Source organism: Beggiatoa alba B18LD (assembly GCF_000245015.1).
In the GTDB taxonomy this organism is placed as follows: Bacteria; Pseudomonadota; Gammaproteobacteria; order Beggiatoales; family Beggiatoaceae; genus Beggiatoa; species Beggiatoa alba.
This window is the reverse complement of record NZ_JH600070.1, coordinates 1,788,084-1,814,536: the sequence shown is the minus strand read 5'-3', so window position 1 is coordinate 1,814,536 and position 26,453 is coordinate 1,788,084. Positions and strand designations below refer to the sequence as shown.

Below are 26,453 nucleotides of genomic sequence, written 5' to 3'. Positions count from 1 at the left end.
GTTACGCTTTCTACGGTGTTGTCTTTCTTTTGTCGGTGAAGGCGGATAAGCGTAGTGCTTTGGATGACCAGTTGCGGGCTAGAACGTTGTTAGCGGGCTTAGGCGCTCAGTTGGATATGGCTACTTTTCGTTCTCGTCAGTTGCGGACTTTTATGTCTGTGCGTTTAAAGTCGGTTTCTGCCAGTTCTGTGAATCGGGAGCTGTCTTTGTTAGGAGCCGCAATTAATTTGTATAACTCAGAAATGGATACGCAGTTACCTAATCCAACTAAGGGGAAGTTGTTGCGTGAGCCTGAGGGGCGGGTTCGTTGGTTGAAGCCTGTTGAAGCAGAGCGGTTAATTATGACTGCTCGCTTGAGTTTAACGCCTTATTTGGCGGATTTTATTGTCTTGGCGTTGTACACCGGAGCACGGCGGGGGGAGTTGTTGGGCTTGACTTGGGATAGGGTCGATTTTGAGCGGGCTTTTTTGGTCTTGGAGGCTGAGCATACTAAGGGGCAAAAGCGGCGGTGTATTCCTTTACATCCACGAGCCTTGCAGGCTTTACGACATTTACAAACGTTAGGGTCGGGGGAATTTGTTTTTTCGGACAGGAACGGGCGAAAAGTAGGGAGTTTGCGTAAGTCTTTTTTAAATGCGTGTGAACGGGCTGATATTCGTAATTTTCATATTCATGATTTACGTCATACTTGCGCCGCTTGGTTGGTGATGGAGGGGGTGGCTTTAGTGGTTATTCGCGATTTACTGGGGCATCAGAGTGTCAAAACAACGGAGATTTATGCACACCTTGACCTTGTCTGTGTGAGACAGGGCTTGTCATGCCTTGACTGGAAGGGTCAAAATTTGGGGAGTGTCTAACGATTTTAACTACTTGTTTGGATGGGGTGAACGATGGGACTCGAACCCACGACAACCGGAATCACAATCAGGATGTTCCTACTTTTTAGCAAGCTTTTTTTCGCTTCTTTCTCTTCTTAGTTTTCTTATTCTTTCTCCTAAATTTCTCCGTTTTTCTTGGCTAATTGACTTCTAGCCAACAGTCTATTTTTATTCCTTTTATTTTATGTCATTATGTAGTTTCATTAATTATTATTTGAGTGAAAACAGCCTAACCACCTCATTTATACGGATATAAAAAAATGCCCTTGAATTTAAAGCCGAGCAGTAAAGCGATTAAGGATTATTACGCCCAAATAAAAGACCTGTTAGACGCAAATCAACAGAATGAGGGCGCAGTCGCTCCGAAGTTTTCCGCTTTGATACAACACTGTTTAAGCCAATACCCCCAACTTGATTTAGTCGAACAATATTCAATCAAACGGGATGGACGGAAGCCTTTACGTGCAGACGGAGCACTAGTAGATAAACAAACAAAAGTCTTGCTCTATGGGATATGGGAAGCGAAGGACAGCAAAGATAAGCTGAAGAAGGAAGTCGAGAAGAAGTTTAAAGAAGGCTATCCAAAGGACAATATATTATTTCAAAGTCCTGACTACGTTATTTTATATCAATACGGCAATCTCGTTTTTGAAGAATCCGCAGAGAACCCCGCGCACTTAATCACCGCTTTAGAACTGTTCCTAAGCTACAAACCACCCGTTTATGAACAATGGGAAGAGGCTATCGAGGCATTCAAGGAGAAAGTCGGGGAATTAGGCAAGGCTTTAGTCAACATTATCAATGAAGAACTGAAGAAAAATAAAGGATTTATTAATGCTTTTGAAGACTTTTCGCAGTTATGCCAAGCATCCATTAACCCGAACTTATCACAAAATGCGGTTATTGAGATGTTGGTACAACATTTATTAACAGAACGGTTATTCAGAACGATTTTTGATAATCCTGACTTTGCCAGCAAAAACATTATTGCTCAGGAAATTGAAAAAGTTATTCAAGCCTTAACCGCTAAATCATTTAGTCGTAAAGAATTCCTCAAAAGTCTCGACCGCTTCTATATCGCTATAGAAGAAACCGCCAGCACGATACATGCTTACAGTCGCAAACAAGACTTTCTAAACGCCGTTTATGAAAATTTCTTTCAAGGCTTCGCGGTTAAAGTCGCAGATACACACGGGATTGTTTACACCCCACAACCGATAGTTGATTTTATGGTGAACTCCGTTCAAGAGATTTTAAAGCGTGAGTTCGATAAAAACCTATCCAGTCCAGACGTTCACATTCTCGACCCGTTCACAGGCACAGGCAATTTTATCTTGCGAGTGATGCAAGAGATTAACCCGTTAAGTTTAGAGGAAAAATACAAAGAATCGTTATATTGTAATGAAATCATGCTACTGCCTTATTATGTTGCTAGCATGAATATAGAACATGCTTTTTATGAGAAAACCAAGAAATATGAACCGTTTGAAGGCATTTGTTTAGTTGACACGTTTGAAATGTTGGAAGGAAGGCAGCACGGTTTTGGGTTTGATATTCCGAAAAATATAGCGCGGGTAAAAAAGCAGAAAGACTCCCCTATTTTCGTGATATTAGGCAACCCCCCTTATAACGCTTGGCAACAAAACGAGAACGATAACAATAAAAATCGTAAATATCCGCATTTGGATAATATTATTACGGACACCTACGCAAAAAACTCTAAAGCCACTAATAAAATTTCATTATCTGATGCATACATTAAAGCCTTTGCGTGGGCAACAGAACGGCTAGAAGGGCGAGAAAGTGGGGTTATTGCGTTTGTGACAAATAACGGGTTTTTAGAAGGTATTGCTACTGATGGAATGCGGAAACATTTAAGCCTTAATTTTTCTAAAATTTATCACATCGACTTAAAAGGCAATGCAAGAACAACGGGAGAGCGCAGACGACAAGAAGGCGGTAATGTTTTTAATGACTTAATTCGTGTCAGTGTTGGTATTACTTTCCTTATTAAACAACCTAACCCTGAAAATAAACCCACTGAAATTAATATATTTTCTGTAGATGACTATCTAAAAGGAGAGGAAAAACAAGCTATTCTTGAGGAATACCACAGTATTGTAAAAGTACCATTTAAGCGTTCTACCGTAGATAAAAATTACAACTGGCTAACCGAAGGCTTAGAAGCCGACTTTGAAACCTTTACGCCTATAGGGTCAAAAGAGGGCAAAGCAGAAAATAGTCAACTAGAAGGGGTGATTTTTAAAATTTATGGTGTAGGTGTGTTAACTAGTCGTGATGTTTGGGCTTACAACTTCAATGCTGATGAGCTTGCTAAGAACATTCAGTTAAGTATCGATACGTATAACGAGCATGTATCTAAATACTCGCGTTTAACGTCTAAGCCAAAAGGTAAGGAAGAAGAAACAAAATTTATTGATGATTTTGTTGTTTATGATGATAAAAAAATCAGTTGGAGCAGAAACTTAAAACGTCATTTAAAAAGTGGCAAATATACTGAGTTCTCGCAAGAAAAAATAAGAATTTCTTTATACAGACCTTTTACAAAGACATTTCTTTTTTTTGATAAAGTTATGAATAATGATGTTTATCCATCTACACACATTTTCCCCACCCCAAAAACGGAACAAGAAAATCGAGTTATTTGTACTGTTAATGAGGCTCAAATCCCGTTCTCTTCACAAATAACAAACTATATTCCTTGTGTTCACGTTGGAGGAAGACAAACGCAATGCTTCCCTTTCTACATCTACACCGAAGACGGCACAAACCGCACAGAAAACATAACCGACTGGGCATTAAAACACTATCGCGAACACTACCAAGATGAAAGCCTGAATAAATGGGACATATTCTATTATGTCTATGGGCTACTACATCACGAAGGCTACCGAGAAAAATATCAAGCCAATTTAAAGCGAGAACTGGCGAGAATCCCCTTATTAAGCGATTTTTGGGCAATCAGTCGGATAGGCAAACAACTCGCAGAACTACATTTAAACTACGAAACCCAAGCCGAATACAAGTTAGAAATCGACTGCCCTGATAGACTTGATTATCGTGTTGAAAAGATGAAATTTAACAAAGACAAGACCGCGATAATTTACAACGACAGCCTGACACTAAAGGGAATCCCAGCCGAGGCTTTAGAATACCGCTTAGGCAACCGTAGTGCGTTAGATTGGATAATCGACCAGTACCAAGTCAGCACCGACAAACGCAGCGGCATCACCAACGACCCGAACAACCTAGACGACGAACAATACATAATCCGCCTAGTCCGTCAAATCATCACCGTGAGCATAGAAACGGTTAAACTTGTGAAAGAGTTATCAAAACAACCACTTTAAACACGCCTCATCATTCAAGGCTTTGTGCAGACTGATAAAAAAGTCAAAACAAAGCCTTGTTTAATTTTCTGCCCTTCAAACCATTTCCCCTTGATAAATCGGTTCGATTTTTTTTCTCCCTGATTTTTTTCCCATTGGGTTTTAATCAAACGTCCGCAGTAGTTCAGGGAAAAAATTCATTGAGAAAAAAACTCTTAATTTCCAAAACCTGAACACCCGACCGTTACCTCTCTGATAAATCGGTTCGACTTTTTTTCTCCCTGATTTTTTTCCCATTGGGCTTTAACCAAACGCCCGCAGAGACTCAGGGGAAAAAATTCATTGAGAAAAAAACTCTTAAACTTCTAAAGCCTAAACACCCGACCGTTACCTCTACTGATAAATCGGTTCGACTTTTTTTCTCCCTGATTTTTTTCCCGATTGGTTTTAATCAAACGTCCGCAGTAGTTCAGGGAAAAAATTCAGGGAGAAAAAAACTCTTAAAATTTAGAGAGCGGCACACCTGATGGATGTCATATTAATAAAGCCTTATCACTTTATTTTTAAAATATAAAGGCTTAAAAGATTTTTTATTGATGTTTGATAGGGAGCGCACGCTTACTGAACGGAAACCAACAGCAAACAACGATAGTATTCATAAACTTTGTAGCGGATTCCTTTCAACAGTCAAAAGAAAACACAAAGCCTTGTTTAATTTTCTTGTCTTAACTTCCTCCGCTGTTAAGCTTTTCGTCAAGGCTAGGACTACTTAACGCTTAAAAGATATGAGATTTTTTTAAAAAGTAAAATCTTTTTTTAAGTGCCTTCGATATTGTCTGAGGAAGAAAACGAGATCGTGCGCACGAAAGAGACTGACAAAAAAAAATTTGACTTTTTAAAAAAATCTCATTGTTTGAGAGGGCGTTAAGTAGTCCTAGCCTTGACGAGCTTAACCACGCGGAGGAAGTTAAGACAAGAAAATTAAACAAGGAAGGAAGAAAAGACTTTTTTTGTTTGCCTTTTTTTACACACAAAGGAAGTGTTTGAAAAACAAAGATTTATTTGCATTTTTTCCTTGCCTTGCTAGCCCTAAAGTGTTAAAATACTAGCACTTTCAACAAGAAAGTAGGCAATAAAAAACCCGTTATGCTCTCTACAAGCCTAACGGGTTATGTACAAACTTAAACTAGGGCTAAAATTATGAACGCACCCGTCCAAATTAGCAACACCCTCATTAGTATCTTCTCAGCCGTCCAAATCCCTACTGTCGAAAACCACTTACTCACACCGAAAAACAGCGCGTTATTGATTGCTCAATGTGCAGAACGTGGAATAACCCCGTCACTTATTGGCGGTTTTAAACAATGGCAAAAGCAAGGACGCACAGTGAGAAAAGGTGAAAAATCGTTAAAAATCTTTGCACCACGTCCTTTTAAAAAAGAGGAAAACGCGGGTAAAGACCTTGAGACCATGACGACAGCCGAACTCATGGAAATTGCCAAAGACACGGAAAAAAAGAAAGGGTTCAGATACATCGTAATAAGCGTATTTGATATTTCACAAACTGAAGTATTAACCACCGCAGAAACCCAAGAACCCTAAGTTTTTTTCCGTCCAATCCCCTAGTTTTAGATTAGGGGATTAAATCAAGGTGACATCATGAGAACCGCTAAAAATCCCAAAATCCCAGCCCATCGTATGAATGAAGTTATGGAGTATTTAAGCCTTGTTTCTGAAGACCGAGGGGAGGAAGCATTAAACCTTATTGCCGAACACATGGGCAAGGAACGCCAACGCGCACCCGTGCAATTGACCTTAATCAAAAATGAAGCAGTCACACCCGCAGAACCGACGGGACAATTAAACGTCGTGGAGAACCCGACACCGCAGGCGGTAGAGGAATTAAAAACGGAGTTAGCGGAAAACCGCGAGGAACTGGAGACCGTGCAGGAAAAACTCGAGCAGGTTAGAACGTTGGTAGCGTCATTTAAAGAACGCGCACACCCGACCTCACCCCGCTGGCAACACGCCCGTGTTTTATTGGCTGAACTGGAAAAGCTGGTTAATTTAAACAAGCCTCAAGATACGCTTCTAGCTGGTTAAGCAGTTCACTTGCAAACTGTTTTTCTAAGGGCAATCCTGAGTTTTCTACGTAAGGAATCGACACGCCTTCCTGAACGATTCGTTCTATCTCTGGAATGTCTTTCAACGTTGGATAGTCTAAATGAAGTGGCTTAATAGTGAACTTCAGAAAGAAGATAGAACTATTACGGCAATGTTCTATCACTTTTAAAAGGGCTTGTACATCTTTAAGGTTATGTTCGTTCATTAATCACCCCACACGATAAGCCCGATTAAGAAGCCTAAAATCAAACGTTTTTCGCCTTAGAATTCTAATGAATAAGGAATTTGTTTATCTCTTAAAAACTTGATGAACTCTTGTTCATTTTCCAAGCCTTTTAAGTCCTTAAACCTAAACCAAACCCTAAATTTACCTCTTTTTTTTGCTACTGGTTGACCAAAAGCATTATTTCCTTGTCCAAAAACCCAATAAGTATCTGATAAATCAACATCAGGGTTCTGTCTATAAAAAGAGTTAATCTTAAGACGCGGAAAACATTGTGAAATATAGCTAAGACAATCTGATACATCACCATCAATAATGATAAATATACGAGACATTTATTTTTCCTTATTAAAAGAAGGTAAGCCGACCGTTACCAGCACACCAAGGGGATACGACTTTTTTTCTCCCTGATTTTTTTCCCATTGGGCTTTAACCAAACGCCCGCAGAGACTCAGGGGAAAAAATTCATTGAGAAAAAAACTCTTAAACTTCTGAAGTCAGAACTCCTCCAGAGAACCCTATTTATCAGGTAAAGAGATAATAAACTCATCTAAATTATGAGAATTATCAAAATATTTACCCTGATTAACCTCATCTAACAACTCACAATACAAAAACATAACAATGTCGCTAGTTTGTTCATTCTGTTCAGAACCCATAGAAAAGCTAGTGAACGGAAAATAAGTATTATCATCTTGTAACTTATTCTCTTTTAAACCAGACATAACAACAAGTTGCTTATTTTGAATATTAAGCCGAGTTGTTACCTCACGTTTTAACAAAGTCGGACTACTAGAAACTCCTGTTGTCGTATTAGTAAAACTACTAATCTGCTGAGTTACATCTAAATCAATGGTTTCCTCTAAAACGGTAGGTTTAATCTTAAATACAACGCCACTGGTTCTATACTCCACCTGTTGAGACTGATAATTATCTGTATTCGTGATGCCTGATAATACGGGCGTTTCAGTCCCAACAACAAACTGAGCAGATTCACCCGAACGGACAAAGAGGGAAGGACTGGACAAGGTTTTAAAGCGAGTATCTGAAGAAAAGACGTTATAAAGCAAATCAAATTCACCCGTGTTTAAAATAACGGTTTGACCTGAAGAACGTAACGCCCCGACATTGATTTGTAAGCGACCACTGAGCAGGTTAAACGCCAGTTGTAAAGCGTTGCTATTCTCAGTTTTACTATTAGTCACTTCATAGACATAAGCACGAACATGTAATTGTTTAGCGGGTTTATCTAATTGCGTTAATAAAGTTTGAATCTCAGCAACTTTGTTTTGCGGTAATAACAAAATAATTGCATCACTATTAACCGCCACGCCCGCTTTTTCAGACAACGTATCGACCTGATTCTGCTGTACCTGAATACGATAATTTGCAATGACAGGGACTAACAGATTTAACAGATAATCCGCAGAACGAAAACGCGGCACATAATACAAAGTCTGAAGCTGAATAAGTTCGGGTTTATCACTCTCAAAAGGACGAAAATAAATATAGTCCTTCTGTTTATCTGTTGTAATCCCATAACTTAATAACAGAGTACGCATAAACCCGTCTAGCTGAGACAAGGGAAAATTAGGGCGCAATCGAACCGTCAATAAATCTTTTTTCTCTAATACGGCACTGTGTACTAAATAGTTTTGATGCAAAATATCGGTATAAACCATGTCCAACAATGTTGGTATATCAATCCGCTCAAAGCTAATCGAAACCGCATTAGGTTTTTCTTCTGCATTCACGCCCACAGCATAGAGACAAAACAGCACGAGTAATAAGCGAGATAGCATCATTTTAAAGAGGGCACTTTCAAATCAAGCGTTGTTCCACCGCCATCATCATCATCAAGATGATAACGTTCACCCGAAAAACTATCCAAAATTTCCCCCTTATAACTTCCTTCCAATCGCATATTATAAATACGGAAATTCAACGGATTAATTAATAAACGCGGGCGATTATCTTGCACAATCCACACATACAAATCATTGCCGACTGTATAATGACCTAATATAGAAGCACCTGAATATACGGGTTTTTCTGGTTTTTGCGGTTTTTGTAAACGTGTTCTAGTGACACCCGATTGATTAGAAGCTGACACCGACGCAGGCTCAAGAATAGGCTCATTACTCGCCTTCGCCTTATCTTCTAAACCTGCAATAATGCGATAAAAGACGAATAACCCCCCAATAAACATTAATGCAACAAGTGGCATAGCGAACTTAAAAAATTTACTATTCCAAATAACTTGACGTTTATCAACTATTAACTCATTCGCTTTTACGTCCACATCGCCATCATGAGACTTATAAAAAGCAAAAAACCGCTTATCAAAGATACTCCTATCTTCACCAAGCTTAACGGCATTACGTCCTTGTATCGTAGTTTGCTGAAAATGGCGAATAACAAACGCATTACGCAACCCCGCCTCGACTAACTTTGTAATATGGATAGTGAGTTCTATCAGGTTTTTAACTGAACGCGGTAAGGAGGTAACATCCTGAGTAATTAAGATGACATCGCAAGTTATCCCAGTCTGAGCATGTTTAAAATGTCCGTGATACCGTAAAAACGCGAGGGCTTCACGCGAGACTTTAACCCCCGTATCGAAATACTTCCAAACCTCATCAATAACGACTAAATCGCCCGCATGGATAAAACAGCCCTTGCCTTGATTGTCCTCTGTAGGAAAAAACAAAGAATCAAATACATCTTCGGTTTTAAAATATCGCACCCGCCCGAGCTTATCGGGATTAGCACCTTTTTCCTCAATTAAATACTTCCTGATATTATCCTCAAGCAACACGATATTTGTAACGACATCACGCCCACCGAGTAAGGCTTCAGGAATGAATTTAGAACAGACTTGATAACTTTTACCATGACGTGGCAAGCCACAGACAGCGACGACGGACATAATTAACCAATCACAGGCAAGCGACGAATAGTAAAGCGGGCAATCATCGCAGAAATTAAGAGCGGGAAACCAAAATCAGAGAACGCCGTCCAGTAAAACATATACAACAACCAAGAAGGGAACGCCCCGAATAAATTTTCAATTTGTGACGAGTCCGTTAAATAACTAGGCAACAAAGAAATCAATATGGGCCAGAAAAAATCGACTATCGCAAAGATTGCCAAGACAAAGATAAATTTCATAATAGCCCATTTTGTCACCCACAAAAAAAAGGCTTGAAACGCACTTAAAAAAACTTGACCTAATGTTGCTAATACAGGCATATCTAAGCACCTAATACAATAATCATTGCTGTTAATAACCAGACTAAAGAAAATATTGCACGTGCAAACCCCTCCGTACTGGTCAAGGTATCGCACCACAAGCTAAACTCGACATTCGGTAAATAATTGTTACCAAATTTAATATGGCTAAAATCAAAGTTTAAATCAGGACAACTGCCAGAAAGGTCTAAATCAGGCACAACGAACGGAATCCAATAATCATTAGAAGACTCTTCAGGGTGAAAACCGCCCTCAAGCTCATTCACGGAATCATTGGCTATCTGTTCAACAAAGTCATCATCAGGCACTTCTACCTTTTCCCCAGTAACCATACAAGCTGGTTGTCCCTCATTACCACATTGTGGTGGTGGTTCCGTTGCTTCTTCTGCACAACAGAATGCACTTAAAACCATCAAGCTGATAAAACAATAAAGACGCATAAGGAGACCCACACAAATTTAAAAACGAGGCGAAATATATCCTCATGGGGTACTAAAGCAGAACAATGCAAATTGAACTGAATTGGCTCTAAATGCACCAGCCCAAAGGCAATCGAGGATAAATCCAACTGAATAGGCGCACAAAAAGACTCAACGGGCATTTGTGGCACTACTAAGGGAAAATGAGGGTCATAAGTAAAGAAAAAGCTAAACGAATCAGGTAACGGTACTTTTTCCCCAGTCACGAGACAAGGCACTTGCACCCCACAAGTAGGCGGCGGCGTAACGGTTGTTAAACGGCGCACCCGATGAGGCGATAAATAACGCGGGAGCGGAAAGGGGACATAATCAGTCGGTGAACCCGCAGGGCGTGTATTAGGATAGGGGTAAGGATTTTCAGCAGTCGGCTGAACAGGATTTAAAACATATTCGACTTGGTCACGAACAGCATAATGTGTGCCTGTCTCAGGGGTTATCTGTGTAGCATCCAATGGCAAATAAACATCTTGCGTTAAGACAAATCCCTTTAACGCCTCAGCTTCTTTTAACGGGTCAACCGTAACTTTACGGACAATTTGCGTAGATGTATAAGTTGTAGGCAGAGGAAACTCGACACGCGGAATACCAAGATTACGAGATAAAACCAGTTTTTCAGCCCCCGAAAAATAAAAATTGGAGTAACTCGTACAACGTGACTGAATATCACTAATTGAACCTGTCAAACTATAAAAGCAACTTGGATGAGAATAAAATAAACCATCAGATAAAGTTTGTAATTCATTAATATGATAAGGGTAATGGGTAAAACGATACCTAGAACCATACCAAAAAACATTGGTCATATGAAAAATGTCAAAATAGAATGACCAATCAGGATAATAAAAAGAAACATCATCAACGTAAAACGTGAAAAAATTACGTATATTCGTAAAATAAAGGGGTGGAGAAGAGGGGAAATATGAAGGAAAATCGAAGCCTACAATCTGACCGCCATCAGTAATATAGTTAGAATAAATAGTCCAATCATAAGAGTTATATCTATGTGTCTTAGTGTTTTCTGCCCTGTAATGACCAAAACCATAAAGTACTACAAATGCCTCTTGATACGTACTGTAATAAGCAAAAACAGGCTCGAATAACTCTTGAAAATAATCAGGAATACAAATAGCCCCATTTTTTGCAAGCCACCCTGAATAAGCAACCGTCCCCTCCGCACACTCCCCATTAACAGGCTTAATCGGTGAATCCATATAATCAAGTCCGTAATATTCATAACTTGAGTAATACACCAAAGCAACTTGGCTTTCTATCTGATTACGTCTTACTTGATTAGGGAGTTTAATTGTCCCAAAATTAACCGCAGGTGTAGAAATAAAATTACCTTTAGAATTAGCAGTTAAAATGGGAACTTTATCGCCGTAATGGGTGACACCATACTGATTGGTTGTTAATTGATAAGGGAACGTATTTAAATAGTTAGTCCCACCAACTTTATAATCGAACACATATAACATTAATGAGTCTAGTGCTTCATTCACATTGCCATTGGCTTCATATAACAGACCAATCGTTGCACCCAACACATAAGACGCTAACAAAGCACCACCCACCCCAGCAACAGAACCCGCACTCATTGTCGATACACGACCAACCGCCATTTCAGAAGAAAACTCAACCGCTGGTAACTGAACAGTGTAAGGCTGAATATTAAGCAGTGCTTGATTAGATGCAGCAGAAGCCGCCCGCATTGTTGCTGAATAAAGGGCTTCATTTGCGGCAGTCACCGAATCGACAACAAACGTTTCAACAATTGCACCCGCCCCCCGTGAAACTGCTGTTACCTCACCACGAGATACAATCGTTTCTAATAAAGTAGAAGAAGCATCCACCGCAACCGCAGGCAAGGGCGCAGGTGCAGGTGCAGGCATCGCAAGCCCTGCAAGGACTAGACGCGGTAAGCATAAGAGCAGAAGGCAGAGCAGACGCATTTAGATGAGCCTTAAACCCCTTAACGTAATATAGCCAGAAAGCACGCCAAACCACGCAAAAAATAAATGCCAAATTGTGGGCAAGTCCATCGTTCCTCCTAAAAAAGGGAGCATTAAGCCCCCTTAATGTTTAAACCTTACAACGAACCTCTACGCCAGCCTAAGACGCTAAGGATTTTAGAACCACCCAACATGGCAACGGCAACAGGCACAATCACCAGAATTAACGCGCCAATTGCAAGCATAAGGTCACTAAAATCGACCGTACTGGCCCACTCACACAGGGTTGTCCCGTCAGAGCTAGGGCATGTCACCGCGAAAGCACTCTGAAACAGCAAAGGAAATGAAACCATTAAAAACAAAATAAAACGCTTTAATGAGTTACGCATAAATAAACCTCCGAAGAAAAAAAGTGGACAGTTTTAAAAGGACTGTTAAACCTTTTTCATATGAAATCGTCTTTAAAAGATGCAAGAAAACGTAAAAATGCACCCGCCATATGGGAAAAAAGAAAAGTAGAAAAAAGTAGCATGATTAAAAACGCAATTTCTTGATGTATATCGGGAAATATAAAACAGCTCATTTTAATTATCCTAATTTTCTTAACCGCCTACGCCTCCGAAGATTGCTGTAATATTGACGCTTATTATCTGATTCAACATAAGCCCATGCACGGTCTAATTGATATTGGTAACGTCGACGTTGTGTTGCATTCATAAAAAATGTCGGATAAAAATAAGTAATTAGTTGATACGCACCATGTAAAAAAACTGAAATGGGAATAAGTACTAATATCAAAGCGGCATACCCCAGCAATAAATCAATAAAACTAAAATCACCAACAAGATTGCATAAAAAGCCTTGTGGTAATGCAGGGCAAGAAACCGCATAGCTACTGCTAGGGATTAGCATCAGTATCAAAATGAAGTATTTGCCCATTGTTTACCGTCCTAACGAAATAAACCACGCATAAGAAACCGCAGAAAGACCCCGCCTTGCCATGAAATCAAGCCTATAGAAACGGTGATTGTCCAGAACAGCCCAAACGTAAACCATAAATCCGCACCCTGAGCTAAAGGAAGTTCTAACAACACACTGTTACATTGCGCACTAGATACCAACGGCGAGACCATCAAAAAACACAGCAAGACGAATAAGCGCATATTAAGCACCCATTAATGAACCCATGAAATTGGAGGATTTTTTAGGTTCTGTTTTAATGTCAGACTCTTGAACCGCTTCAGGCACAGGCACAGGCGGAGGCACAGACGCAGAGACAGGCGGATTCGCATAGGCTTGTGCACTGATTAAGTTTGATAAACGAATCGGGGGAATGTCGTCTTGTACTGTGTAAGAAATTTGCGCATCTCTTTCTCCGAATTGATACGCGCTTGTTTTTATCGCAACGACAATGCGTTGTCTTAATAAGCCCGTGAATTGTTCAGGTTTAGCGGATTTAGCGATAAGGAGCTGGTCTCTTCCTGTTAAATTTTCTAATAGCATTTCGATTTCAAAACCACCCGGCCGTTTTGTCCCTGTTTCTTTGTCGGTGAAATCCGCTTTTTCTATGACTTTGCGCAGTTCTCCTACTGCATAAAGTCCATCACTGGCGACTTCTCCTGTTTCAGGGTTAAACATAGTTGTATCTCCTTAAGTTAAATAAGTAGTTAGCGACGGCTTGCCAGTTGTGGCTTGCAAGGTCTAGTAGTTTGGCTCTCAGGTCATGTTTTAGAATCAACAGCCAGTCGTGATAGTTTAAGCCACCAACAAATTCGGCTCGGGCTGTGGTTTCTTGGGCAAGTTGTAAGTCGGTTTTTTCAGGCAGGGCGAAGCGTTTTTTTAAGCCGTGGGAGTATTGCAATTGATGACGACCTTTAAAGACTTGAGCAAATTCTTTGAATTTTTCGCCTGCTTGTTTATCGCCTTGTTGGTAGTTTCTGATTAAATCGAATGGGGTTTGTCCCTTGTCTTGGGCGTATTGGTTCGTTTTGATGTGGGACTTGGTCAGCTCGGCTGATGCAGTCCAATCGGTTTGTTTGCCCCATTTGGCGAGGTAGGCTGAGACGTAATCGCCGTTGTGGATACCGAAGGCGTAGGGCGAGGGGGAGAGATTAAAGCCTGCTTTTTTTGTCGCTTGGGTCCAGAGGTTGAATAAGCCTTGTTTGCTATAGCCAATATATTTATCAATGTCAGGGTCGTAGCAAAGTCCTGAGATTCTACCGTATAGCGCGGGGTGTGCTTTTTCTATGAACCATAGTTCATGGGTGTGGACGTGCCAGCCATTTGTCCCATAGGTCACTTCTAGTACTCTGACTGTTCCTATTAGTCCTACTTTTTCAACTATCTTTTTATATTGTCTGTCTTTTTTTAGGATAGATTCAGCTTCTAAGAATGTTGTGAGGAAAGTTTTTAGATCGTGGGCGTATTCGTGGGGGACAGTACGGGTAATCATCACCAGCTCGCCCCCTTGTCGACGGTGTTCAGTCGTAATCCGTTCTAGTTCTTCCTTGCGTCGTTCTGAAACTTTAGCCGCACAGACGGGACAGACCCATATCGAGCCACACACTTCTAAACCCGCTAAAAATGTGTGTTGATGTTGGTCAGATTTGTAAATCTTGGCAAATGAGTCTTTTAACTGACGTTTTTTGTTGGGAAACTGAGAGAATTTTCTAAGACACTTCGCCACACGTGCATCAGGCAGGAGTTTAGCTACTGTACTTTGCAGTCTAAATAATCCTGAACGATGTTGATATTTGTCTTGGGAAGGTGTATTAATTTTCATACATCTGATAGTAACCAAAATTATGGTTATAAAACCAGATGTTAGAGTGTCAAAATCGCGCTAAGTGAGTGTCAAAAACGCGCTAAATACTTGTAGGAGAGTTTTTTTAAATGGGTAACGACGTGAATTTTAAAGAAATCGTTTTGAAAATTCAGAAGCAAAAACAGCTAACTTATGAAGAAATAGGGAGCTTAATCGGTGTTAGTCGGTCAGTGATTCACCGCATTTGTAACAGGGGAGTTATTCCTCGTTGGGATGTTGGACAAAAACTAATTTCTCTTATGAATCAATAGCGCGGGAATTTTAGGCGGAGTATCAAGGCTTATAGCCTAGAAAAATATCATATTCTTTTAACATTGAACAGTTTCACGCCCAATCAGCCCCGCCCGCATCAGCGCACCGCGCTCGATTGCGGGCGGGGCTTTTTGGGGAGGAAAATCTTTTTTCTTCTCCCCCATTAACCCATTTTCGGGCTGTTCAAACTTGTTTAGAATCTTTGAAGTTTCATTACATTGAGGATTTTTTATGAGTGACCGTTCTGTCGGGATGAAAGATAGTTCTGCTGGTGTCGTTGCTACAGGAGATAAGGTAAAAATCTTTATGGGTGTACAACTGAAACCGCTTCATTATTGGATTGGGGGAGCTGTTGGCTTTGCTGTTTTTTTAGTCGTGGTGTTGGCTTTAGTGTTTGGTGGGAACTCTCAAAAAGCAGAGGATTGTTCTTTTAATGCAGGTGGGGATATTAAAGGAGCGGTAAAAATAGATTGTTCTAAAAAGGAGATTAAGCCATGAGAAACTTCTTTTTTATTGGGCTTTTGTGTTGTTCTCCTGCCTTATATGCTTTGGGTGACTCGTACAGTGCAGAGAATTGTAGTTTTAATGCTGGGGACATCAGTGCACCTGTTACCCTCACATGTTCTAACTTAGACCCTGATATTCAAAAATCTTTGAATGAGTTCTTAAAAAAAGCTCAAGAAACACAGGTAGAGTCTCGACGCTCACAAAAGCAATTAAATGATACGTTAGAACTGAAAGACTCTAGAATTGAACAACTGCGAAAGGAAGCTGAGGAATGGATTAACCGTTACAACAGTTTATCTAAAGAGTTGGAGAGTTTAAGACGCGAAAACCCTGATTATGCTGAGATACTCACTAAAGCGGAAGCGTTCTTAAAACAAGGGAAGTTCTCAGAAGTAGCCGCCTTATTAGAACCCTTAAAGACAAAAGGAGATGAAAAGACTCAACAGAATGCCAAAGTACATTTTATCTTAGGACAAGCGTATCGCTTGGACAATAAACCTGTACAAGCCTTGCCTGAGTATGAAGCCGCTTATCATCAGGATTTTAAGAATATCGAGTATGGGCTTGAGTATGCAGAATTATTACAGAAACAAAACGAATATAAGAAAGCCCAACGTTTATATGAAGGCTTGCTCGATGAGTTAAAACAACTCTCAGAATCCGAACAACAGGAGAAACAAGAGACATTATTGGCAGTTATGGGTAATCTAGCCCTTATTTATGCAGAGACTCAAAAACGAGAGGAAGCAGAAAAGCTTTATCAAGAGGCTTTGAAGATTGTGGGCGAACTCGCCCAAACCAACTCGCACTCGCAAGTCTTTATCCCTGAGGTCACTAGGCTTCTCAATAACGCTGCTAGCTTAGTTGCTTCAGACCCCGCACAGAGAGAGGAGGCAGAAAAGATTTATCAATATCTTTTATATATTGATGAAAAACTCGCCCAAACCAATCCACAAGTCTTTCTCCCTGATGTCGCTACTTCTCTCAATAACCTTGCTAACTTAGTTGCTAAAGACCCTGCGCGCAGAGAGGAAGCCGAGCAAGATTATCGCAAGGCTTTGAAGATAAGAAGAGAACTCGCCCAAACCAACCCTCAAGTCTTTCTCCCTGAAGTTGCTACTTCTCTCAATAACCTTAGCGGATTAATTGCTTCAGACCCCGCACGCAGAGAGGAAGCCGAGCAAGGCTATCGCGAGGCTTTGAAGATTTATAGAGACCTCGCCCAAACCAACCCTCAAGTCTTTCTCCCTGAAGTTGCTACTTCTCTCTGTAATCTTGCTTTGTTATACATAAAGTCTGATGAATAATTGAAGAGTCTATTAACATTAGACGACCATTATTTGCAATTGCACCTACTGTATTTGGAGATGAGTTAGCTCATAGTTTAATTGCCAAAGGTCTTCTATACGTTGTTGTAGAAAAGCAAACATCAAAAGCGCGTACTATGTTAAACAAGGCTTTACAAACCGCTCAAACAGATTCAATGAAAGAGGGGATAAAATCAGTTTTAGCTAACTTAGAAAGTGGAAAAAATTAATATTGTTTATCGTTTTGCTGATTGTCACCAATTGGGGACAGCGGGGTGTTGTCCTTAATTGGTTTTACCTTAAAAATCCTGCTTTTTCTTTGACTAAAAACAACCCTGTTACTTCCTCAAAAACTCCGCAGTACTAATACCTGCTTGCGTCAGAATGGCTTTTAATGTGCCTTCGGGCATATCGCCTGAATGATTAGGGATTGTTGTGTAACGGTTTGTTGTGGCGTTATACCAAATCTCATGACTGCCAGCGGCTTGTCGGTAAAGTTCAAAGCCTAAAGCCCTTAGACGGCTAACTATCTCACGATATTTAAACCCTGATAACCGCCCCATTTAAACCCCAATCACTAAGGCGCAATCAAAAGAGTCTGGAATTTTGCGGACATTTTGGGCTTGTGCCAGCAATAAACACTTTGCGACATCCTGAGCAATGGAGATTGTTTCCTCTAAAGTTTCACCTTGAGCGACTAAACCTTGCACGTCTTTTGAAGTAGCTAGGTAATAACCTTCGGGAAGTTTTTCGATATGTAGCCTGATAAGTGTTTCCATGATGTCTCCAATTGGGGACAGCTTCTATTTAAACGGGTTCTTGATACAAGTCACTTCGCTTGTAAATTTTTTAACTAGTCTCGTCACTTCCTCTATGTCCTTATCTTTTTGTACTATCTCTGCTTGTTTCTCTGCAACATCTTTCTTTAACTCTTTATTCTCTAAATATAGCTGTACAACAAAAGTGCTCAAAATAGAAAGTAATACAAGCATAATGATAAATAACGTTTTTTCCTTCATACGTGAATGTCTCCATTTGAGGACAGCGGGCTGTTGGGCTTAAAGGGTTTACCTTACAAATTCGCTTTTGTCTTTTAATCAGTGAACGCTAAGGACGGGAAATAGGAAAAGGAAAATTGCAGTTGCGTGTAGCACTCCTTTTTTATTTCTTTCTGACTGCACCAGCGGAACGGGAACAGGGAAAGGAATAAATCGCGGTTGTGCGTAAGCACTCCTTTTATGAATCCTTGAGCCGAAGCGAACTGAAAAAAAAGCCGTGTTTGATTTTTCATCATACGGCTTTCTGTTGTTGTGTTTTAGTAATAATTCTAAATATAGTAATGAGTTATATTAGTTATTATTACCCTTTGATTATCCAGCGACCGAATACGGGAACGCGGGTTTTTTACTCGGCACCGTGAATGATTTTTGAACACGGTAGGGCAAAATTTTTTAACTTACTGTTTTATGCCTAAATTTATTAGAGTCAGCAAAGGCATACATAACTTTTTTTATAATGGCAATCTCTTCAGGGGATAGGGTCTCTAATAACTCAGATAAACGTTTAGTTTCACGTTCCAAAGGTGGAGAAGGTTCTTCACCATAAAGACTTGCGACAGAAATATCTAAATATTTAGCAATCTCGTATAACGTGCTAGATGTCACATCAGATGTGCCCGCTTCAATCTTAGACAAAAAACTACGATCAAACCCTAAAGCATTTGCCAAGTCTGTTTGGGTTAATCCTTTTTCCTTACGAATCTGCCTAATACGGCGACCGATATCAATTTGAATACTCATCATACTTATCAATTTTAAACGATAAATGTGCATATTTCGCACATGCTATTGAAATGTTCCTTTTACTCACATAAAATAAAAATGTGAATGTAAGGCACTAAATAAACATGAACGAAAAAATCAAAGAAGCCAGAAAAAAAGCAGGGCTAAAGCAAGAAGAACTAGCAATGCAGGCAAAAATTGGTAGAACAACGCTTTCAAAAATAGAAAATTGTAAGCAAAGCGTTAGCGTTATCCAATTAAAACGAATTGCTGACGCTCTAAAAATAGATATTGCCGAGCTAATCAGAAATGAGTAACGAGATGCAAGGAATAATCCGAGTAGCGCACCGTGAGCGGTTCACTTGTATCGATAACCGTCTTATAAAAGATACAAGACTATCACGTGATGCAAGAATGCTTGCTTGTGAAATACTGACAAACCGTAATGATTGGCGCATCAGTATTGCTTATCTGGTTATGCATGGACAAGAGGGTAAACATGCTGTTAAACGAATGATTAAGGAATTGATTAAATACGGTTATTTATGGATGAGTGATAAGGATTTAAGAAACGAGAAAGGGCAATTTTGCGGTAAACAGTATGTTTTATATGAGCATTGGAGTTTGAACCCACATTTTAACCCTGAAGAACTTGAAGCGACTGAACCTGAAGAAGTTGAAACAGAAGAAGCTAACGAGGATTTATTTGAAGCTGTAGAGTCTGAAGCGGTTGAAGAAGTTAATGAAATTGAAGAACCTGAAGAAGTTGAAACGGCGTTAGTCTTTGAAGGCGGTACAAAAAATTATAGTAATGCAACAAAAGAGAAGATTAGGGCGTTATTGGCGGATTGTCCAAAAGCTCAGGACGTTCTCGACGAGGTGAGTTATCGGCTTGTTAAAGGGAAGGTTAAGAATGTCATGGGCTTGTTAACTCATTTGAAGCATTTGGCGTTAAAAGGGGAGTTTGTCCCTACGCATCAATTTAAGCGACAGCAGGGCGGTAATGCTTATAAGCCGTTTAAGTCCGAGCCTGTCAGAACGGAAAGTACAGAACCTGTTAAGCCTGAACAGAAACCCATTTGTAACCCTGTTAAACCTGATTTAACCAGTATCAAGCGACTTAATAGTCCTGATGTAGATATGGGCGGGTTAGTTTTGAGACACCCCCTTGCTAATGAGAACAAAATTAAGGTTCTAAGCGTTTTAAATGGTGTTGCTGATTTAAGAGAACGCCAAAGAATTCTTGATGAAGCATTTAGTAAATTTGCATCTGGTGAGGGTAGCTTTATGAAGTTATTGGAGAACGTGAAACAGCAGTATAGGGAAATGGGAGTTTCACCATGAAGATGTTTAATCCTGAGCTTTTGGTTAAGTTTGAGGAATGTCAAGAAGATATAAGCGATTTAGTAAATAAGCTAGGCAAAGCAAAATATTTAACGGGTGCTGTTAGGTGTGAAATAGATGTGTATGAACTTGAAAATAACTCTAAAAAGTTAGAAGAACTTGAACGTTTAGAACATGAGTCTGAGCAACTTCAGGATGCGATTGTAGAAAGGTTGTTGTTGTTGAAGTCGGATATTTACAAGGAGCTTGAGAAATGAGCACAAAAATAGTTAAAAAAATGACTTTTGTCATTAATCGGATAAAGGAAACGCACAAGAAGAATGAGGCGGAGTTAATCGCGTTAGGGTTTCTTGCGGTTGAGCAAGGAAAGGTTGTACCAACACGAAAGGGGATATTGTCCGTTGGTACTGTGAGAGAGGTGGAGTAAAAATCATAAGTGTCACGAAAGGGTTGAGAAAGGAAGATTTCACGGAAAAAGAGATAGCGTTGATTGATTGGTTAGGGAAAAGATTGCAGGAACTGGAAAAAGAGAAGGCAAAGAAGGAGTAAATCATGAGTAAGTACTCTGCTGAAATTGCAGAAATCATAAGCCTTGTTGCAATATTGAATGAAGATAACGCGGGCGTGCTTGTAGAAAATGGGATGATGGACGGGAACGGAAACGCTACTAAGAAGGGTTTAACTTTTCTTAAGCAACTGAAGAGCGCGAAAACGGCTATGAATGATTTAAAAGACGCATTTAAATAATTTAAAAACCCTAAGCGATATAACCGTATCGTTTAGGGCGTGTAAAACAAAGATAGAGAGGTGATTATAGATGATAATCACGAAGATTGCATTTGGTGCAATAGCGATGTTGGTGAGTATTTATAACTCGTGGTTGTTTGTGAGTTTTGGAGCTGTTGGACTGGCTAATATTTTAATGGCAGGGGCTTTTGTCGCAGTCACTGAAGTAGGTAAGGTGATTTTTTGGGGCGAGTCTTTGTATCAATTCCGTGTGGGCAATAAGGAGCGGGCAACGTGGACTTTAATATTTTCGTTGTTGCTTATTGTCCTTTCTATTACTGCTACGGCGTTTAATTTAATCGTAAATAGCGCAAGTCAGGCAGAAACTGCTAAACAGCAATCATCACAGTATCAAAATTTACTCGCTCAGTTGGAGGGGGTACGGGGTGATATTGCTAAAGTTCAGGGTCATCAGTGGTTCGGGGATTATGCCAGTAATCCAATTAATGCAAAAAAGTTAGATGCTCAGGTAGCTACTTTACGGGAACAGGAGCGGGTATTGGCGCAGGAGGTAGATACGTTTAAGCCTCAGGTAGGGAGTATGGTTTTCTGGTCTCCGCAGGTAGAAATGACGTTTGCGTTTTTGCGGGGGTTATTGCTTGAGGTGTTGGGCTTGATGTTGTTGGGGACGGCTTTCGTAGATATGCGTAGTCGATACCGCGTTAAGGTTATACCTAATCAGGTAGATACCTTATTAGGTAGGAGTATTGATAGGGATAATCAGGGGTTAGAGGAATCTACTCATTTAGGTATGTTAACGGATGAAGATGAAACGCTACCTAATGAAGAAAGAGATAAGCGGGAGAGTAAGGGGGTGGAGTATTGGGTAGAGAAATTGGGTAAAGATTCTACTTGGGATGTTGATACCCCAATTCGGGCAGGTAAAGGAGAGAGTAGTTATATGAGTCTAGGTATGAGCCAAGAGAAGGCAACTCAGGTTAAGCGGGCTTTAAAGGGGTAGGTCAGTAGGGCGGTTTACCGCCCTTTTTTTTGGGGGGTAGGTATGCAATTAGAACAAGCGGACTGGGTAGGGGGATTACCCATCAAAGGAAAAATGGATGAGCGGCTTGATGAGTTGGAACAGGTTATTGAAAAGGAGTTAAGCGCGTTTTATCGGGTTGGAAATGCTTTGGCGGAGATTAAGGAGAGTCGTTTATATCGGTCAAAAGGGTATGAGAATTTTGAGGCGTATTGCGTTGAGGTGTGGGGGATGCACCGACAACATGCACATCGTTTGATTAATGCAAGCGCGGTTGTGCGTAATTTGTCCTCAGTTGGTGACATGCCAAAGAATGAGGCGCAGGTTAGACCGTTAGTGGGTTTACCCCCTGAGAAACAGAGGGAGGTGTGGGAAACGGTTTGTCAGTCTGGAAAGGTGACAGCGGAACGGGTTCAGGCTGTACTTGCCGTTGAGGTTGACCCGTTGGTTAAGGCTCAGGCGGTTTATCAGTCTTGGGGTGAACGTTGTGAGCAGGTTAAGGAGCTGATTCAGTCACGACGGGATGATGAGGTATTAGTAAATATACGTCCTAAGTTGGAGAAGATTTTACGGTTGTTGGATGAGGTCGATAGGGTGTTGTGTCCTAATAAGGGGTTTAAGTAATGCAGTTGTACACATTGGATGAGGTAGCGGGGTTGTTGAAGGTCTCAAGACGAACCTTGAACCGTTTGATTGAGCGGGGGGAGATAAAGACGGTTTATATCGGATGTTTACCACGGGTTAGTCACGAGGAGGTCGAGCGGTTTTTGGCGTGTGGTGTGCCTTTAGGAACGGTTACGCTTTCTACGGTGTTGTCTTTCTTTTTGTCGGTGAAGGCGGATAAGCGTAGTGCTTTGGATGACCAGTTGCGGGCTAGAACGTTGTTAGCGGGCTTAGGCGCTCAGTTGGATATGGCTACTTTTCGTTCTCGTCAGTTGCGGACTTTTATGTCTGTGCGTTTAAAGTCGGTTTCTGCCAGTTCTGTGAATCGGGAGCTGTCTTTGTTAGGAGCCGCAATTAATTTGTATAACTCAGAAATGGATACGCAGTTACCTAATCCAACTAAGGGGAAGTTGTTGCGTGAGCCTGAGGGGCGGGTTCGTTGGTTGAAGCCTGTTGAAGCAGAGCGGTTAATTATGACTGCTCGCTTGAGTTTAACGCCTTATTTGGCGGATTTTATTGTCTTGGCGTTGTACACCGGAGCACGGCGGGGGGAGTTGTTGGGCTTGACTTGGGATAGGGTCGATTTTGAGCGGGCTTTTTTGGTCTTGGAGGCTGAGCATACTAAGGGGCAAAAGCGGCGGTGTATTCCTTTACATCCACGAGCCTTGCAGGCTTTACGACATTTACAAACGTTAGGGTCGGGGGAATTTGTTTTTTCGGACAGGAACGGGCGAAAAGTAGGGAGTTTGCGTAAGTCTTTTTTAAATGCGTGTGAACGGGCTGATATTCGTAATTTTCATATTCATGATTTACGTCATACTTGCGCCGCTTGGTTGGTGATGGAGGGGGTGGCTTTAGTGGTTATTCGCGATTTACTGGGGCATCAGAGTGTCAAAACAACGGAGATTTATGCACATCTTGACCTTGTCTGTGTGAGACAGGGCTTGTCATGCCTTGACTGGAAGGGTCAAAATTTGGGGAGTGTCTAACGATTTTAACTACTTGTTTGGATGGGGTGAACGATGGGACTCGAACCCACGACAACCGGAATCACAATCCGGGGCTCTACCAACTGAGCTACGCTCACCATTGTGTTAGAATGCTAACGGCAGTTATTGGCGCGCCCGGCAGGACTCGAACCTGCTACCCTCAGCTTAGAAGGCTGATGCTCTATCCAGATGAGCTACGGGCGCAGATTTTAATCTGCTGGTCGGGGTAGAGGGATTCGAACCCCCGACACCCTGCTCCCAAAGCAGGTGCGCTACCAGACTGCGCTATACCCCGTACTTTTAATCTGCGTTTCAAGAACAGGAATTATATTTGGCGTTTATGTTTGAGTCAAGATTTTTTTGAGTGCTTGAATAAATCGTTCATTTTCTTCGGGGAGTCCAACGGTAACACGTAGATGATTGGGCATACCGTAACTTCCAATAGGGCGAACGATAACACCTTGATGGAGCAGAGCTTCATAAATCGGTAGGGCAGGTTTGCCTAGGTCAAAGGTAATGAAGTTTGCGCGTGAGGGGATGTAGTTAATTCCCATTTTATCAAAAGCTTGTGTGAGGGTTGCAAGTCCTACTTTGTTGAGTGCCACGGCATTTTGAATATAGGCGCGGTCTTGTAGGGCAACTTCGGCGGCAATGAGTGCTAAGGTGTTGACGTTGAAGGGTTGGCGGACGCGGTTGAGTAGGTTGATGATGTCTGGGTGTGCAAGGGCGTAGCCAACGCGGAGGGCAGCCAGTCCGTAGGCTTTTGAGAAGGTGCGGGCAACGACTAGATTGGGATAGCGGTCAAGCCAGAGGCTGCTATCGGGGTAGTCGGGGGCATCCATATAGTCAAAATAGGCTTCGTCTAGGACGATAATCACGTTTTCAGGGACGTTGTCTAAGAAGTTTTGTAGTTCGGTTTTGTTGACCCATGTACCTGTGGGGTTGTTGGGGTTGGCGATGAAGATGAGTTTGGTATTGGGGGTTATGGCTTGGCGCATGGCGGTGAGGTCGTGCCCCCAGTTTTTAGCTGGGACAATAATCATTTTTGCGCCAATGGCTTGGGTAACAATGGGGTACACTGCAAATGCGTGTGCTGAGAAAAGGACAGCGTCTTGTTCGCTTACAAAGGCACGGGCGACGAGGTCTAGGATGTCGTTAGAGCCGTTACCTAGTGCAATGTTGTCTATGTTGAGTTTGTGATATTTCGCAAGTGCTTGTTTAAGGCGGAAGCCATTGCCATCAGGGTAGCGGGGGAGTTCTTGTAGGTGGGCTTGGATGGCTGAAATAACGAGCGGGCTGATACCTGTGGGGTTTTCATTGGAAGCGAGTTTGATGGCGTTTTTAATGCCGTATTCGCGTTCTAATTCGTCGATGGGTTTGCCTGGTTGGTAGGGTTGTAGGGCTTGCGCACCTTTGGTTGCTAGTTTGAAAAAATCGCAGATCATGATGATGTTCTTTTGTTATTTCAGTAAATAAATTTTTTATTTAGCGTAGTACACGTGGGTATGAGCCGAGGTGTTTAACAATGGCTGTTTGGGTTTGCAAATCTTGAATGGCGTTTTTAACAGGCTCGTCTTGAATATGTCCTTCTATATCAACGAATAGAACGTAATCCCATGCGGTTTGTCGAGAGGGGCGGGATTCAATTTTGCTCATGTTGATGGTGTTTTTAACAAAACAGCCAAGTAGGTGGTAGAGTGAGCCCATTTTGTTGGGTAATGAGAGGTATAGAGAGGTTTTATCGTTGCCTGTTACGGGGGTATTTTGCTTACCAAGGACAACAAAGCGGGTTGTATTGTGTACGTGGTCTTCTATGTGAGCGGATAAGACGTGAAGATGGTAAATTTCTGCGGCTGTTTCACCTGCAATGGCAGCAGTCCCTGCTTCATTGGAGGCGCGTCTCGCGGCTTCTGCATTGCTATTGACTGCGATGCGTTCGACGTTGGGCATATTGGCATTGAGCCATGCGCGACATTGGGCAAAGGATTGTTGATGTGCGTAGATGCGGGTAATACTGCTACGGTCTTGCGTCATTGCTAAAAGACAGTGGTGTATCGGGAGGTCTATTTCACCACAGATTTTTAGGCTGGTATTGACAAAGCAGTCTAGGGTTTGATTGACCCCACCTTCTGTAGAGTTTTCAATAGGAACAACGCCATATTCGGCATTACCGACTTCAACTTCTCGAAATACATCTTCTATCGTTTGTGCAGGAACAGTTTGAATAGCATGTCCAAAATGTTTAAAAACGGCTGTTTGTGAATATGTTCCTGCAGGACCTAAGAAGGCAACCATGATATTTTTTTGAACAGCTCGACAAGCTGACATGATTTCTTGAAAGATGAAGGTCAATGTTTCATTAGGTAAAACACTGTTTTGGTTACGACTGATTACTTGTCGTAGAATTTCTGCTTCTCGTTCAGGACGGTAGAAATTAGGCTGTGATTCCTCTGCATATTTAGCCTTTGCAACATCTTTTGCTAAATTAGCACGTTGCGTAATTAACGCCTGAATTTGAGTATCAACTTCATCAATTTGGGTGCGGATAACTGCAAGGTCAAGTTTGGACATGCTGGTCTGATACTAGGGGTAAGTTAGCTGAAAGCTATGATGTTATGTGAATAGCATGGGTTACGCAACTTGTAATCTGTATCTCTGTGAAAAGCAATTTTTAGTATCCGTTCGTCGCTTTGTGAATGTTCTTCATTTCTTTCCTTTTAAATTTTGTTCTATAATTATAGAAATCTTTGTTTTTTTAAAATAATT

The 26,453-nt window shown here is 41.2% G+C and carries 32 protein-coding genes and 3 tRNA genes; 14 read left to right on the top strand and 21 right to left on the bottom strand.

Annotated elements, in window-relative coordinates:
* The 4 genes from BEGALDRAFT_RS07315 to BEGALDRAFT_RS07300 form a co-directional block, all read left to right on the top strand.
* Positions 1-857 (top strand): site-specific integrase (locus BEGALDRAFT_RS07315; RefSeq protein WP_002685229.1); only part of this gene is annotated, 857 nt, incomplete at its 5' end.
* A 281-nt stretch (positions 858-1,138) separates the two neighbouring features.
* Positions 1,139-4,249: a type ISP restriction/modification enzyme gene (locus BEGALDRAFT_RS07310; protein WP_002685227.1), complete on the top strand. Its 3,111-nt coding sequence runs from the start codon at positions 1,139-1,141 to the stop codon at positions 4,247-4,249.
* Between the two features lie 1,179 nt (positions 4,250-5,428).
* Positions 5,429-5,830 (top strand): ArdC family protein, encoded by a 402-nt coding sequence (locus BEGALDRAFT_RS07305; protein WP_040294903.1) that lies wholly within the window; start codon positions 5,429-5,431, stop codon positions 5,828-5,830.
* Positions 5,831-5,887: 57 nt separating this feature from the next.
* On the top strand, positions 5,888-6,331 hold the full coding sequence (locus BEGALDRAFT_RS07300) for a hypothetical protein (RefSeq protein WP_002685226.1): 444 nt from the start codon (positions 5,888-5,890) through the stop codon (positions 6,329-6,331).
* Here the strand turns inward: BEGALDRAFT_RS07300 and BEGALDRAFT_RS18750 are convergent.
* The 12 genes from BEGALDRAFT_RS18750 to BEGALDRAFT_RS07245 all read right to left on the bottom strand — a co-directional run bounded on the left by BEGALDRAFT_RS18750 (position 6,291) and on the right by BEGALDRAFT_RS07245 (position 15,037).
* A complete protein-coding gene (locus tag BEGALDRAFT_RS18750; protein ID WP_002685225.1) occupies positions 6,291-6,557 on the bottom strand; it encodes a hypothetical protein in 267 nt (88 codons plus the stop codon). The two genes, BEGALDRAFT_RS07300 and BEGALDRAFT_RS18750, sit on opposite strands and share 41 nt — an antisense overlap.
* Before the next feature lie 56 nt (positions 6,558-6,613).
* Complete coding sequence (locus BEGALDRAFT_RS07295) at positions 6,614-6,910, bottom strand: hypothetical protein (RefSeq protein ID WP_002685224.1); 297 nt, start codon at positions 6,908-6,910, stop codon at positions 6,614-6,616.
* Between the two features lie 183 nt (positions 6,911-7,093).
* Positions 7,094-8,380 (bottom strand): type II secretion system protein GspD, encoded by a 1,287-nt coding sequence (locus tag BEGALDRAFT_RS07290; protein ID WP_002685223.1) that lies wholly within the window; start codon positions 8,378-8,380, stop codon positions 7,094-7,096.
* On the bottom strand, positions 8,377-9,504 hold the full coding sequence (locus BEGALDRAFT_RS07285) for a zonular occludens toxin domain-containing protein (protein WP_002685222.1): 1,128 nt from the start codon (positions 9,502-9,504) through the stop codon (positions 8,377-8,379). Before BEGALDRAFT_RS07285 ends, BEGALDRAFT_RS07290 begins: the two co-directional genes overlap by 4 nt.
* A gap of 2 nt (positions 9,505-9,506) precedes the next feature.
* On the bottom strand, positions 9,507-9,827 hold the full coding sequence (locus BEGALDRAFT_RS07280) for a hypothetical protein (protein WP_002685219.1): 321 nt from the start codon (positions 9,825-9,827) through the stop codon (positions 9,507-9,509).
* Between the two features lie 2 nt (positions 9,828-9,829).
* A complete protein-coding gene (locus BEGALDRAFT_RS07275) occupies positions 9,830-10,267 on the bottom strand; it encodes a hypothetical protein (protein ID WP_040294902.1) in 438 nt (145 codons plus the stop codon).
* Entirely contained in the window at positions 10,240-12,255 is a 2,016-nt protein-coding gene (locus BEGALDRAFT_RS07270) for a hypothetical protein (protein ID WP_002685217.1), read from the bottom strand. Before BEGALDRAFT_RS07270 ends, BEGALDRAFT_RS07275 begins: the two co-directional genes overlap by 28 nt.
* 137 nt (positions 12,256-12,392) lie before the next feature.
* Complete coding sequence (locus BEGALDRAFT_RS07265; RefSeq protein WP_002685215.1) at positions 12,393-12,644, bottom strand: hypothetical protein; 252 nt, start codon at positions 12,642-12,644, stop codon at positions 12,393-12,395.
* A 199-nt stretch (positions 12,645-12,843) separates the two neighbouring features.
* Complete coding sequence (locus BEGALDRAFT_RS07260; protein ID WP_002685213.1) at positions 12,844-13,194, bottom strand: hypothetical protein; 351 nt, start codon at positions 13,192-13,194, stop codon at positions 12,844-12,846.
* 11 nt (positions 13,195-13,205) lie between these two features.
* Positions 13,206-13,418, bottom strand: coding sequence for a hypothetical protein (locus tag BEGALDRAFT_RS07255; RefSeq protein ID WP_040294901.1), 213 nt, complete (start codon positions 13,416-13,418; stop codon positions 13,206-13,208).
* Between the two features lies 1 nt (position 13,419).
* Positions 13,420-13,893, bottom strand: a complete 474-nt coding sequence (locus tag BEGALDRAFT_RS07250; protein ID WP_002685212.1) for a hypothetical protein — start codon at positions 13,891-13,893, stop codon at positions 13,420-13,422.
* Entirely contained in the window at positions 13,886-15,037 is a 1,152-nt protein-coding gene (locus BEGALDRAFT_RS07245; protein ID WP_002685211.1) for a protein rep, read from the bottom strand. Before BEGALDRAFT_RS07245 ends, BEGALDRAFT_RS07250 begins: the two co-directional genes overlap by 8 nt.
* A 525-nt stretch (positions 15,038-15,562) precedes the next feature.
* Between BEGALDRAFT_RS07245 and BEGALDRAFT_RS07235 the strand changes: the two genes are divergently transcribed.
* Together BEGALDRAFT_RS07235 and BEGALDRAFT_RS07230 are read left to right on the top strand one after the other, a co-directional pair.
* Positions 15,563-15,829 (top strand): hypothetical protein, encoded by a 267-nt coding sequence (locus BEGALDRAFT_RS07235; RefSeq protein ID WP_002685209.1) that lies wholly within the window; start codon positions 15,563-15,565, stop codon positions 15,827-15,829.
* Positions 15,826-17,145: a tetratricopeptide repeat protein gene (locus tag BEGALDRAFT_RS07230; protein ID WP_002685208.1), complete on the top strand. Its 1,320-nt coding sequence runs from the start codon at positions 15,826-15,828 to the stop codon at positions 17,143-17,145. The genes BEGALDRAFT_RS07235 and BEGALDRAFT_RS07230 overlap by 4 nt, the downstream gene beginning before the upstream one ends.
* A 338-nt stretch (positions 17,146-17,483) precedes the next feature.
* On the opposite strand, the gene BEGALDRAFT_RS07225 is transcribed toward BEGALDRAFT_RS07230, so the two are convergent.
* The 4 genes from BEGALDRAFT_RS07225 to BEGALDRAFT_RS18090 form a co-directional block, all read right to left on the bottom strand.
* Entirely contained in the window at positions 17,484-17,708 is a 225-nt protein-coding gene (locus tag BEGALDRAFT_RS07225) for a type II toxin-antitoxin system HicA family toxin (RefSeq protein ID WP_002685206.1), read from the bottom strand.
* Positions 17,709-17,924: a type II toxin-antitoxin system HicB family antitoxin gene (locus BEGALDRAFT_RS07220; RefSeq protein WP_002685204.1), complete on the bottom strand. Its 216-nt coding sequence runs from the start codon at positions 17,922-17,924 to the stop codon at positions 17,709-17,711. It lies immediately after the preceding gene.
* 24 nt (positions 17,925-17,948) lie between these two features.
* On the bottom strand, positions 17,949-18,164 hold the full coding sequence (locus BEGALDRAFT_RS07215; RefSeq protein WP_002685203.1) for a hypothetical protein: 216 nt from the start codon (positions 18,162-18,164) through the stop codon (positions 17,949-17,951).
* Positions 18,165-18,596: 432 nt separating this feature from the next.
* Positions 18,597-18,977: a helix-turn-helix domain-containing protein gene (locus tag BEGALDRAFT_RS18090; RefSeq protein ID WP_002685201.1), complete on the bottom strand. Its 381-nt coding sequence runs from the start codon at positions 18,975-18,977 to the stop codon at positions 18,597-18,599.
* Between the two features lie 74 nt (positions 18,978-19,051).
* Here BEGALDRAFT_RS18090 and BEGALDRAFT_RS07205 point away from each other — a divergent pair, with 74 nt between their 5' ends.
* The 8 genes from BEGALDRAFT_RS07205 to BEGALDRAFT_RS18745 all read left to right on the top strand — a co-directional run bounded on the left by BEGALDRAFT_RS07205 (position 19,052) and on the right by BEGALDRAFT_RS18745 (position 23,687).
* Positions 19,052-19,243 (top strand): helix-turn-helix domain-containing protein, encoded by a 192-nt coding sequence (locus tag BEGALDRAFT_RS07205; protein ID WP_002685199.1) that lies wholly within the window; start codon positions 19,052-19,054, stop codon positions 19,241-19,243.
* Positions 19,236-20,270, top strand: coding sequence for a hypothetical protein (locus tag BEGALDRAFT_RS07200; protein ID WP_002685198.1), 1,035 nt, complete (start codon positions 19,236-19,238; stop codon positions 20,268-20,270). Before BEGALDRAFT_RS07205 ends, BEGALDRAFT_RS07200 begins: the two co-directional genes overlap by 8 nt.
* Complete coding sequence (locus BEGALDRAFT_RS07195; protein ID WP_002685197.1) at positions 20,267-20,527, top strand: hypothetical protein; 261 nt, start codon at positions 20,267-20,269, stop codon at positions 20,525-20,527. The genes BEGALDRAFT_RS07200 and BEGALDRAFT_RS07195 overlap by 4 nt, the downstream gene beginning before the upstream one ends.
* Entirely contained in the window at positions 20,524-20,697 is a 174-nt protein-coding gene (locus tag BEGALDRAFT_RS19150) for a hypothetical protein (protein ID WP_002685196.1), read from the top strand. Before BEGALDRAFT_RS07195 ends, BEGALDRAFT_RS19150 begins: the two co-directional genes overlap by 4 nt.
* A 125-nt stretch (positions 20,698-20,822) precedes the next feature.
* Positions 20,823-21,017 (top strand): hypothetical protein, encoded by a 195-nt coding sequence (locus BEGALDRAFT_RS07190; RefSeq protein WP_002685194.1) that lies wholly within the window; start codon positions 20,823-20,825, stop codon positions 21,015-21,017.
* A 70-nt stretch (positions 21,018-21,087) separates the two neighbouring features.
* A complete protein-coding gene (locus BEGALDRAFT_RS07185; protein ID WP_002685192.1) occupies positions 21,088-22,017 on the top strand; it encodes a hypothetical protein in 930 nt (309 codons plus the stop codon).
* A gap of 42 nt (positions 22,018-22,059) precedes the next feature.
* Positions 22,060-22,659, top strand: a complete 600-nt coding sequence (locus BEGALDRAFT_RS18085) for a hypothetical protein (protein ID WP_002685191.1) — start codon at positions 22,060-22,062, stop codon at positions 22,657-22,659.
* Positions 22,659-23,687 carry a tyrosine-type recombinase/integrase gene (locus BEGALDRAFT_RS18745; protein ID WP_002685189.1) on the top strand — a complete coding sequence of 343 codons (1,029 nt, stop codon included), beginning with the start codon at positions 22,659-22,661 and terminating at the stop codon, positions 23,685-23,687. The genes BEGALDRAFT_RS18085 and BEGALDRAFT_RS18745 overlap by 1 nt, the downstream gene beginning before the upstream one ends.
* Before the next feature lie 22 nt (positions 23,688-23,709).
* Here BEGALDRAFT_RS18745 and BEGALDRAFT_RS07170 read toward each other — a convergent pair.
* The 5 genes from BEGALDRAFT_RS07170 to pheA form a co-directional block, all read right to left on the bottom strand.
* Positions 23,710-23,785: transfer RNA gene (locus tag BEGALDRAFT_RS07170), tRNA-His, on the bottom strand.
* A 29-nt stretch (positions 23,786-23,814) separates the two neighbouring features.
* Positions 23,815-23,891: transfer RNA gene (locus BEGALDRAFT_RS07165), tRNA-Arg, on the bottom strand.
* 14 nt (positions 23,892-23,905) lie between these two features.
* Positions 23,906-23,982 (bottom strand) — tRNA-Pro (locus BEGALDRAFT_RS07160).
* Positions 23,983-24,025: 43 nt separating this feature from the next.
* Positions 24,026-25,132 (bottom strand): histidinol-phosphate transaminase, encoded by a 1,107-nt coding sequence (gene hisC / locus BEGALDRAFT_RS07155; RefSeq protein ID WP_002685186.1) that lies wholly within the window; start codon positions 25,130-25,132, stop codon positions 24,026-24,028.
* Positions 25,133-25,172: 40 nt separating this feature from the next.
* A complete protein-coding gene (pheA, locus tag BEGALDRAFT_RS07150) occupies positions 25,173-26,258 on the bottom strand; it encodes a prephenate dehydratase (protein ID WP_002685184.1) in 1,086 nt (361 codons plus the stop codon).
* Positions 26,259-26,453 lie beyond the last annotated feature (195 nt).

Bases quoted from the DNA above. Each gene is read 5' to 3' on its own strand.
- BEGALDRAFT_RS07290 (WP_002685223.1), bottom strand. From the start codon at position 8,380: ATGATGCTATCTCGCTTATTACTCGTGCTGTTTTGTCTCTATGCTGTG.
- BEGALDRAFT_RS07270 (WP_002685217.1), bottom strand. From the start codon at position 12,255: ATGCGTCTGCTCTGCCTTCTGCTCTTATGCTTACCGCGTCTAGTCCTT.
- BEGALDRAFT_RS07310 (WP_002685227.1), top strand. From the start codon at position 1,139: ATGCCCTTGAATTTAAAGCCGAGCAGTAAAGCGATTAAGGATTATTAC.
- BEGALDRAFT_RS07190 (WP_002685194.1), top strand. From the start codon at position 20,823: ATGAGTAAGTACTCTGCTGAAATTGCAGAAATCATAAGCCTTGTTGCA.
- BEGALDRAFT_RS18085 (WP_002685191.1), top strand. From the start codon at position 22,060: ATGCAATTAGAACAAGCGGACTGGGTAGGGGGATTACCCATCAAAGGA.
- BEGALDRAFT_RS07275 (WP_040294902.1), bottom strand. From the start codon at position 10,267: ATGCGTCTTTATTGTTTTATCAGCTTGATGGTTTTAAGTGCATTCTGT.
- BEGALDRAFT_RS18745 (WP_002685189.1), top strand. From the start codon at position 22,659: ATGCAGTTGTACACATTGGATGAGGTAGCGGGGTTGTTGAAGGTCTCA.
- hisC (WP_002685186.1), bottom strand. From the start codon at position 25,132: ATGATCTGCGATTTTTTCAAACTAGCAACCAAAGGTGCGCAAGCCCTA.
- BEGALDRAFT_RS07280 (WP_002685219.1), bottom strand. From the start codon at position 9,827: ATGCCTGTATTAGCAACATTAGGTCAAGTTTTTTTAAGTGCGTTTCAA.
- BEGALDRAFT_RS07215 (WP_002685203.1), bottom strand. From the start codon at position 18,164: ATGAAGGAAAAAACGTTATTTATCATTATGCTTGTATTACTTTCTATT.
- BEGALDRAFT_RS07260 (WP_002685213.1), bottom strand. From the start codon at position 13,194: ATGGGCAAATACTTCATTTTGATACTGATGCTAATCCCTAGCAGTAGC.
- BEGALDRAFT_RS07200 (WP_002685198.1), top strand. From the start codon at position 19,236: ATGAGTAACGAGATGCAAGGAATAATCCGAGTAGCGCACCGTGAGCGG.
- BEGALDRAFT_RS07205 (WP_002685199.1), top strand. From the start codon at position 19,052: ATGAACGAAAAAATCAAAGAAGCCAGAAAAAAAGCAGGGCTAAAGCAA.
- BEGALDRAFT_RS07265 (WP_002685215.1), bottom strand. From the start codon at position 12,644: ATGCGTAACTCATTAAAGCGTTTTATTTTGTTTTTAATGGTTTCATTT.
- BEGALDRAFT_RS07300 (WP_002685226.1), top strand. From the start codon at position 5,888: ATGAGAACCGCTAAAAATCCCAAAATCCCAGCCCATCGTATGAATGAA.
- pheA (WP_002685184.1), bottom strand. From the start codon at position 26,258: ATGTCCAAACTTGACCTTGCAGTTATCCGCACCCAAATTGATGAAGTT.
- BEGALDRAFT_RS18090 (WP_002685201.1), bottom strand. From the start codon at position 18,977: ATGCACATTTATCGTTTAAAATTGATAAGTATGATGAGTATTCAAATT.
- BEGALDRAFT_RS07255 (WP_040294901.1), bottom strand. From the start codon at position 13,418: ATGCGCTTATTCGTCTTGCTGTGTTTTTTGATGGTCTCGCCGTTGGTA.
- BEGALDRAFT_RS07250 (WP_002685212.1), bottom strand. From the start codon at position 13,893: ATGTTTAACCCTGAAACAGGAGAAGTCGCCAGTGATGGACTTTATGCA.
- BEGALDRAFT_RS19150 (WP_002685196.1), top strand. From the start codon at position 20,524: ATGAGCACAAAAATAGTTAAAAAAATGACTTTTGTCATTAATCGGATA.
- BEGALDRAFT_RS07295 (WP_002685224.1), bottom strand. From the start codon at position 6,910: ATGTCTCGTATATTTATCATTATTGATGGTGATGTATCAGATTGTCTT.
- BEGALDRAFT_RS07245 (WP_002685211.1), bottom strand. From the start codon at position 15,037: ATGAAAATTAATACACCTTCCCAAGACAAATATCAACATCGTTCAGGA.
- BEGALDRAFT_RS07305 (WP_040294903.1), top strand. From the start codon at position 5,429: ATGAACGCACCCGTCCAAATTAGCAACACCCTCATTAGTATCTTCTCA.
- BEGALDRAFT_RS07220 (WP_002685204.1), bottom strand. From the start codon at position 17,924: ATGGAAACACTTATCAGGCTACATATCGAAAAACTTCCCGAAGGTTAT.
- BEGALDRAFT_RS07285 (WP_002685222.1), bottom strand. From the start codon at position 9,504: ATGTCCGTCGTCGCTGTCTGTGGCTTGCCACGTCATGGTAAAAGTTAT.
- BEGALDRAFT_RS18750 (WP_002685225.1), bottom strand. From the start codon at position 6,557: ATGAACGAACATAACCTTAAAGATGTACAAGCCCTTTTAAAAGTGATA.
- BEGALDRAFT_RS07235 (WP_002685209.1), top strand. From the start codon at position 15,563: ATGAGTGACCGTTCTGTCGGGATGAAAGATAGTTCTGCTGGTGTCGTT.
- BEGALDRAFT_RS07185 (WP_002685192.1), top strand. From the start codon at position 21,088: ATGATAATCACGAAGATTGCATTTGGTGCAATAGCGATGTTGGTGAGT.
- BEGALDRAFT_RS07225 (WP_002685206.1), bottom strand. From the start codon at position 17,708: ATGGGGCGGTTATCAGGGTTTAAATATCGTGAGATAGTTAGCCGTCTA.
- BEGALDRAFT_RS07230 (WP_002685208.1), top strand. From the start codon at position 15,826: ATGAGAAACTTCTTTTTTATTGGGCTTTTGTGTTGTTCTCCTGCCTTA.
- BEGALDRAFT_RS07195 (WP_002685197.1), top strand. From the start codon at position 20,267: ATGAAGATGTTTAATCCTGAGCTTTTGGTTAAGTTTGAGGAATGTCAA.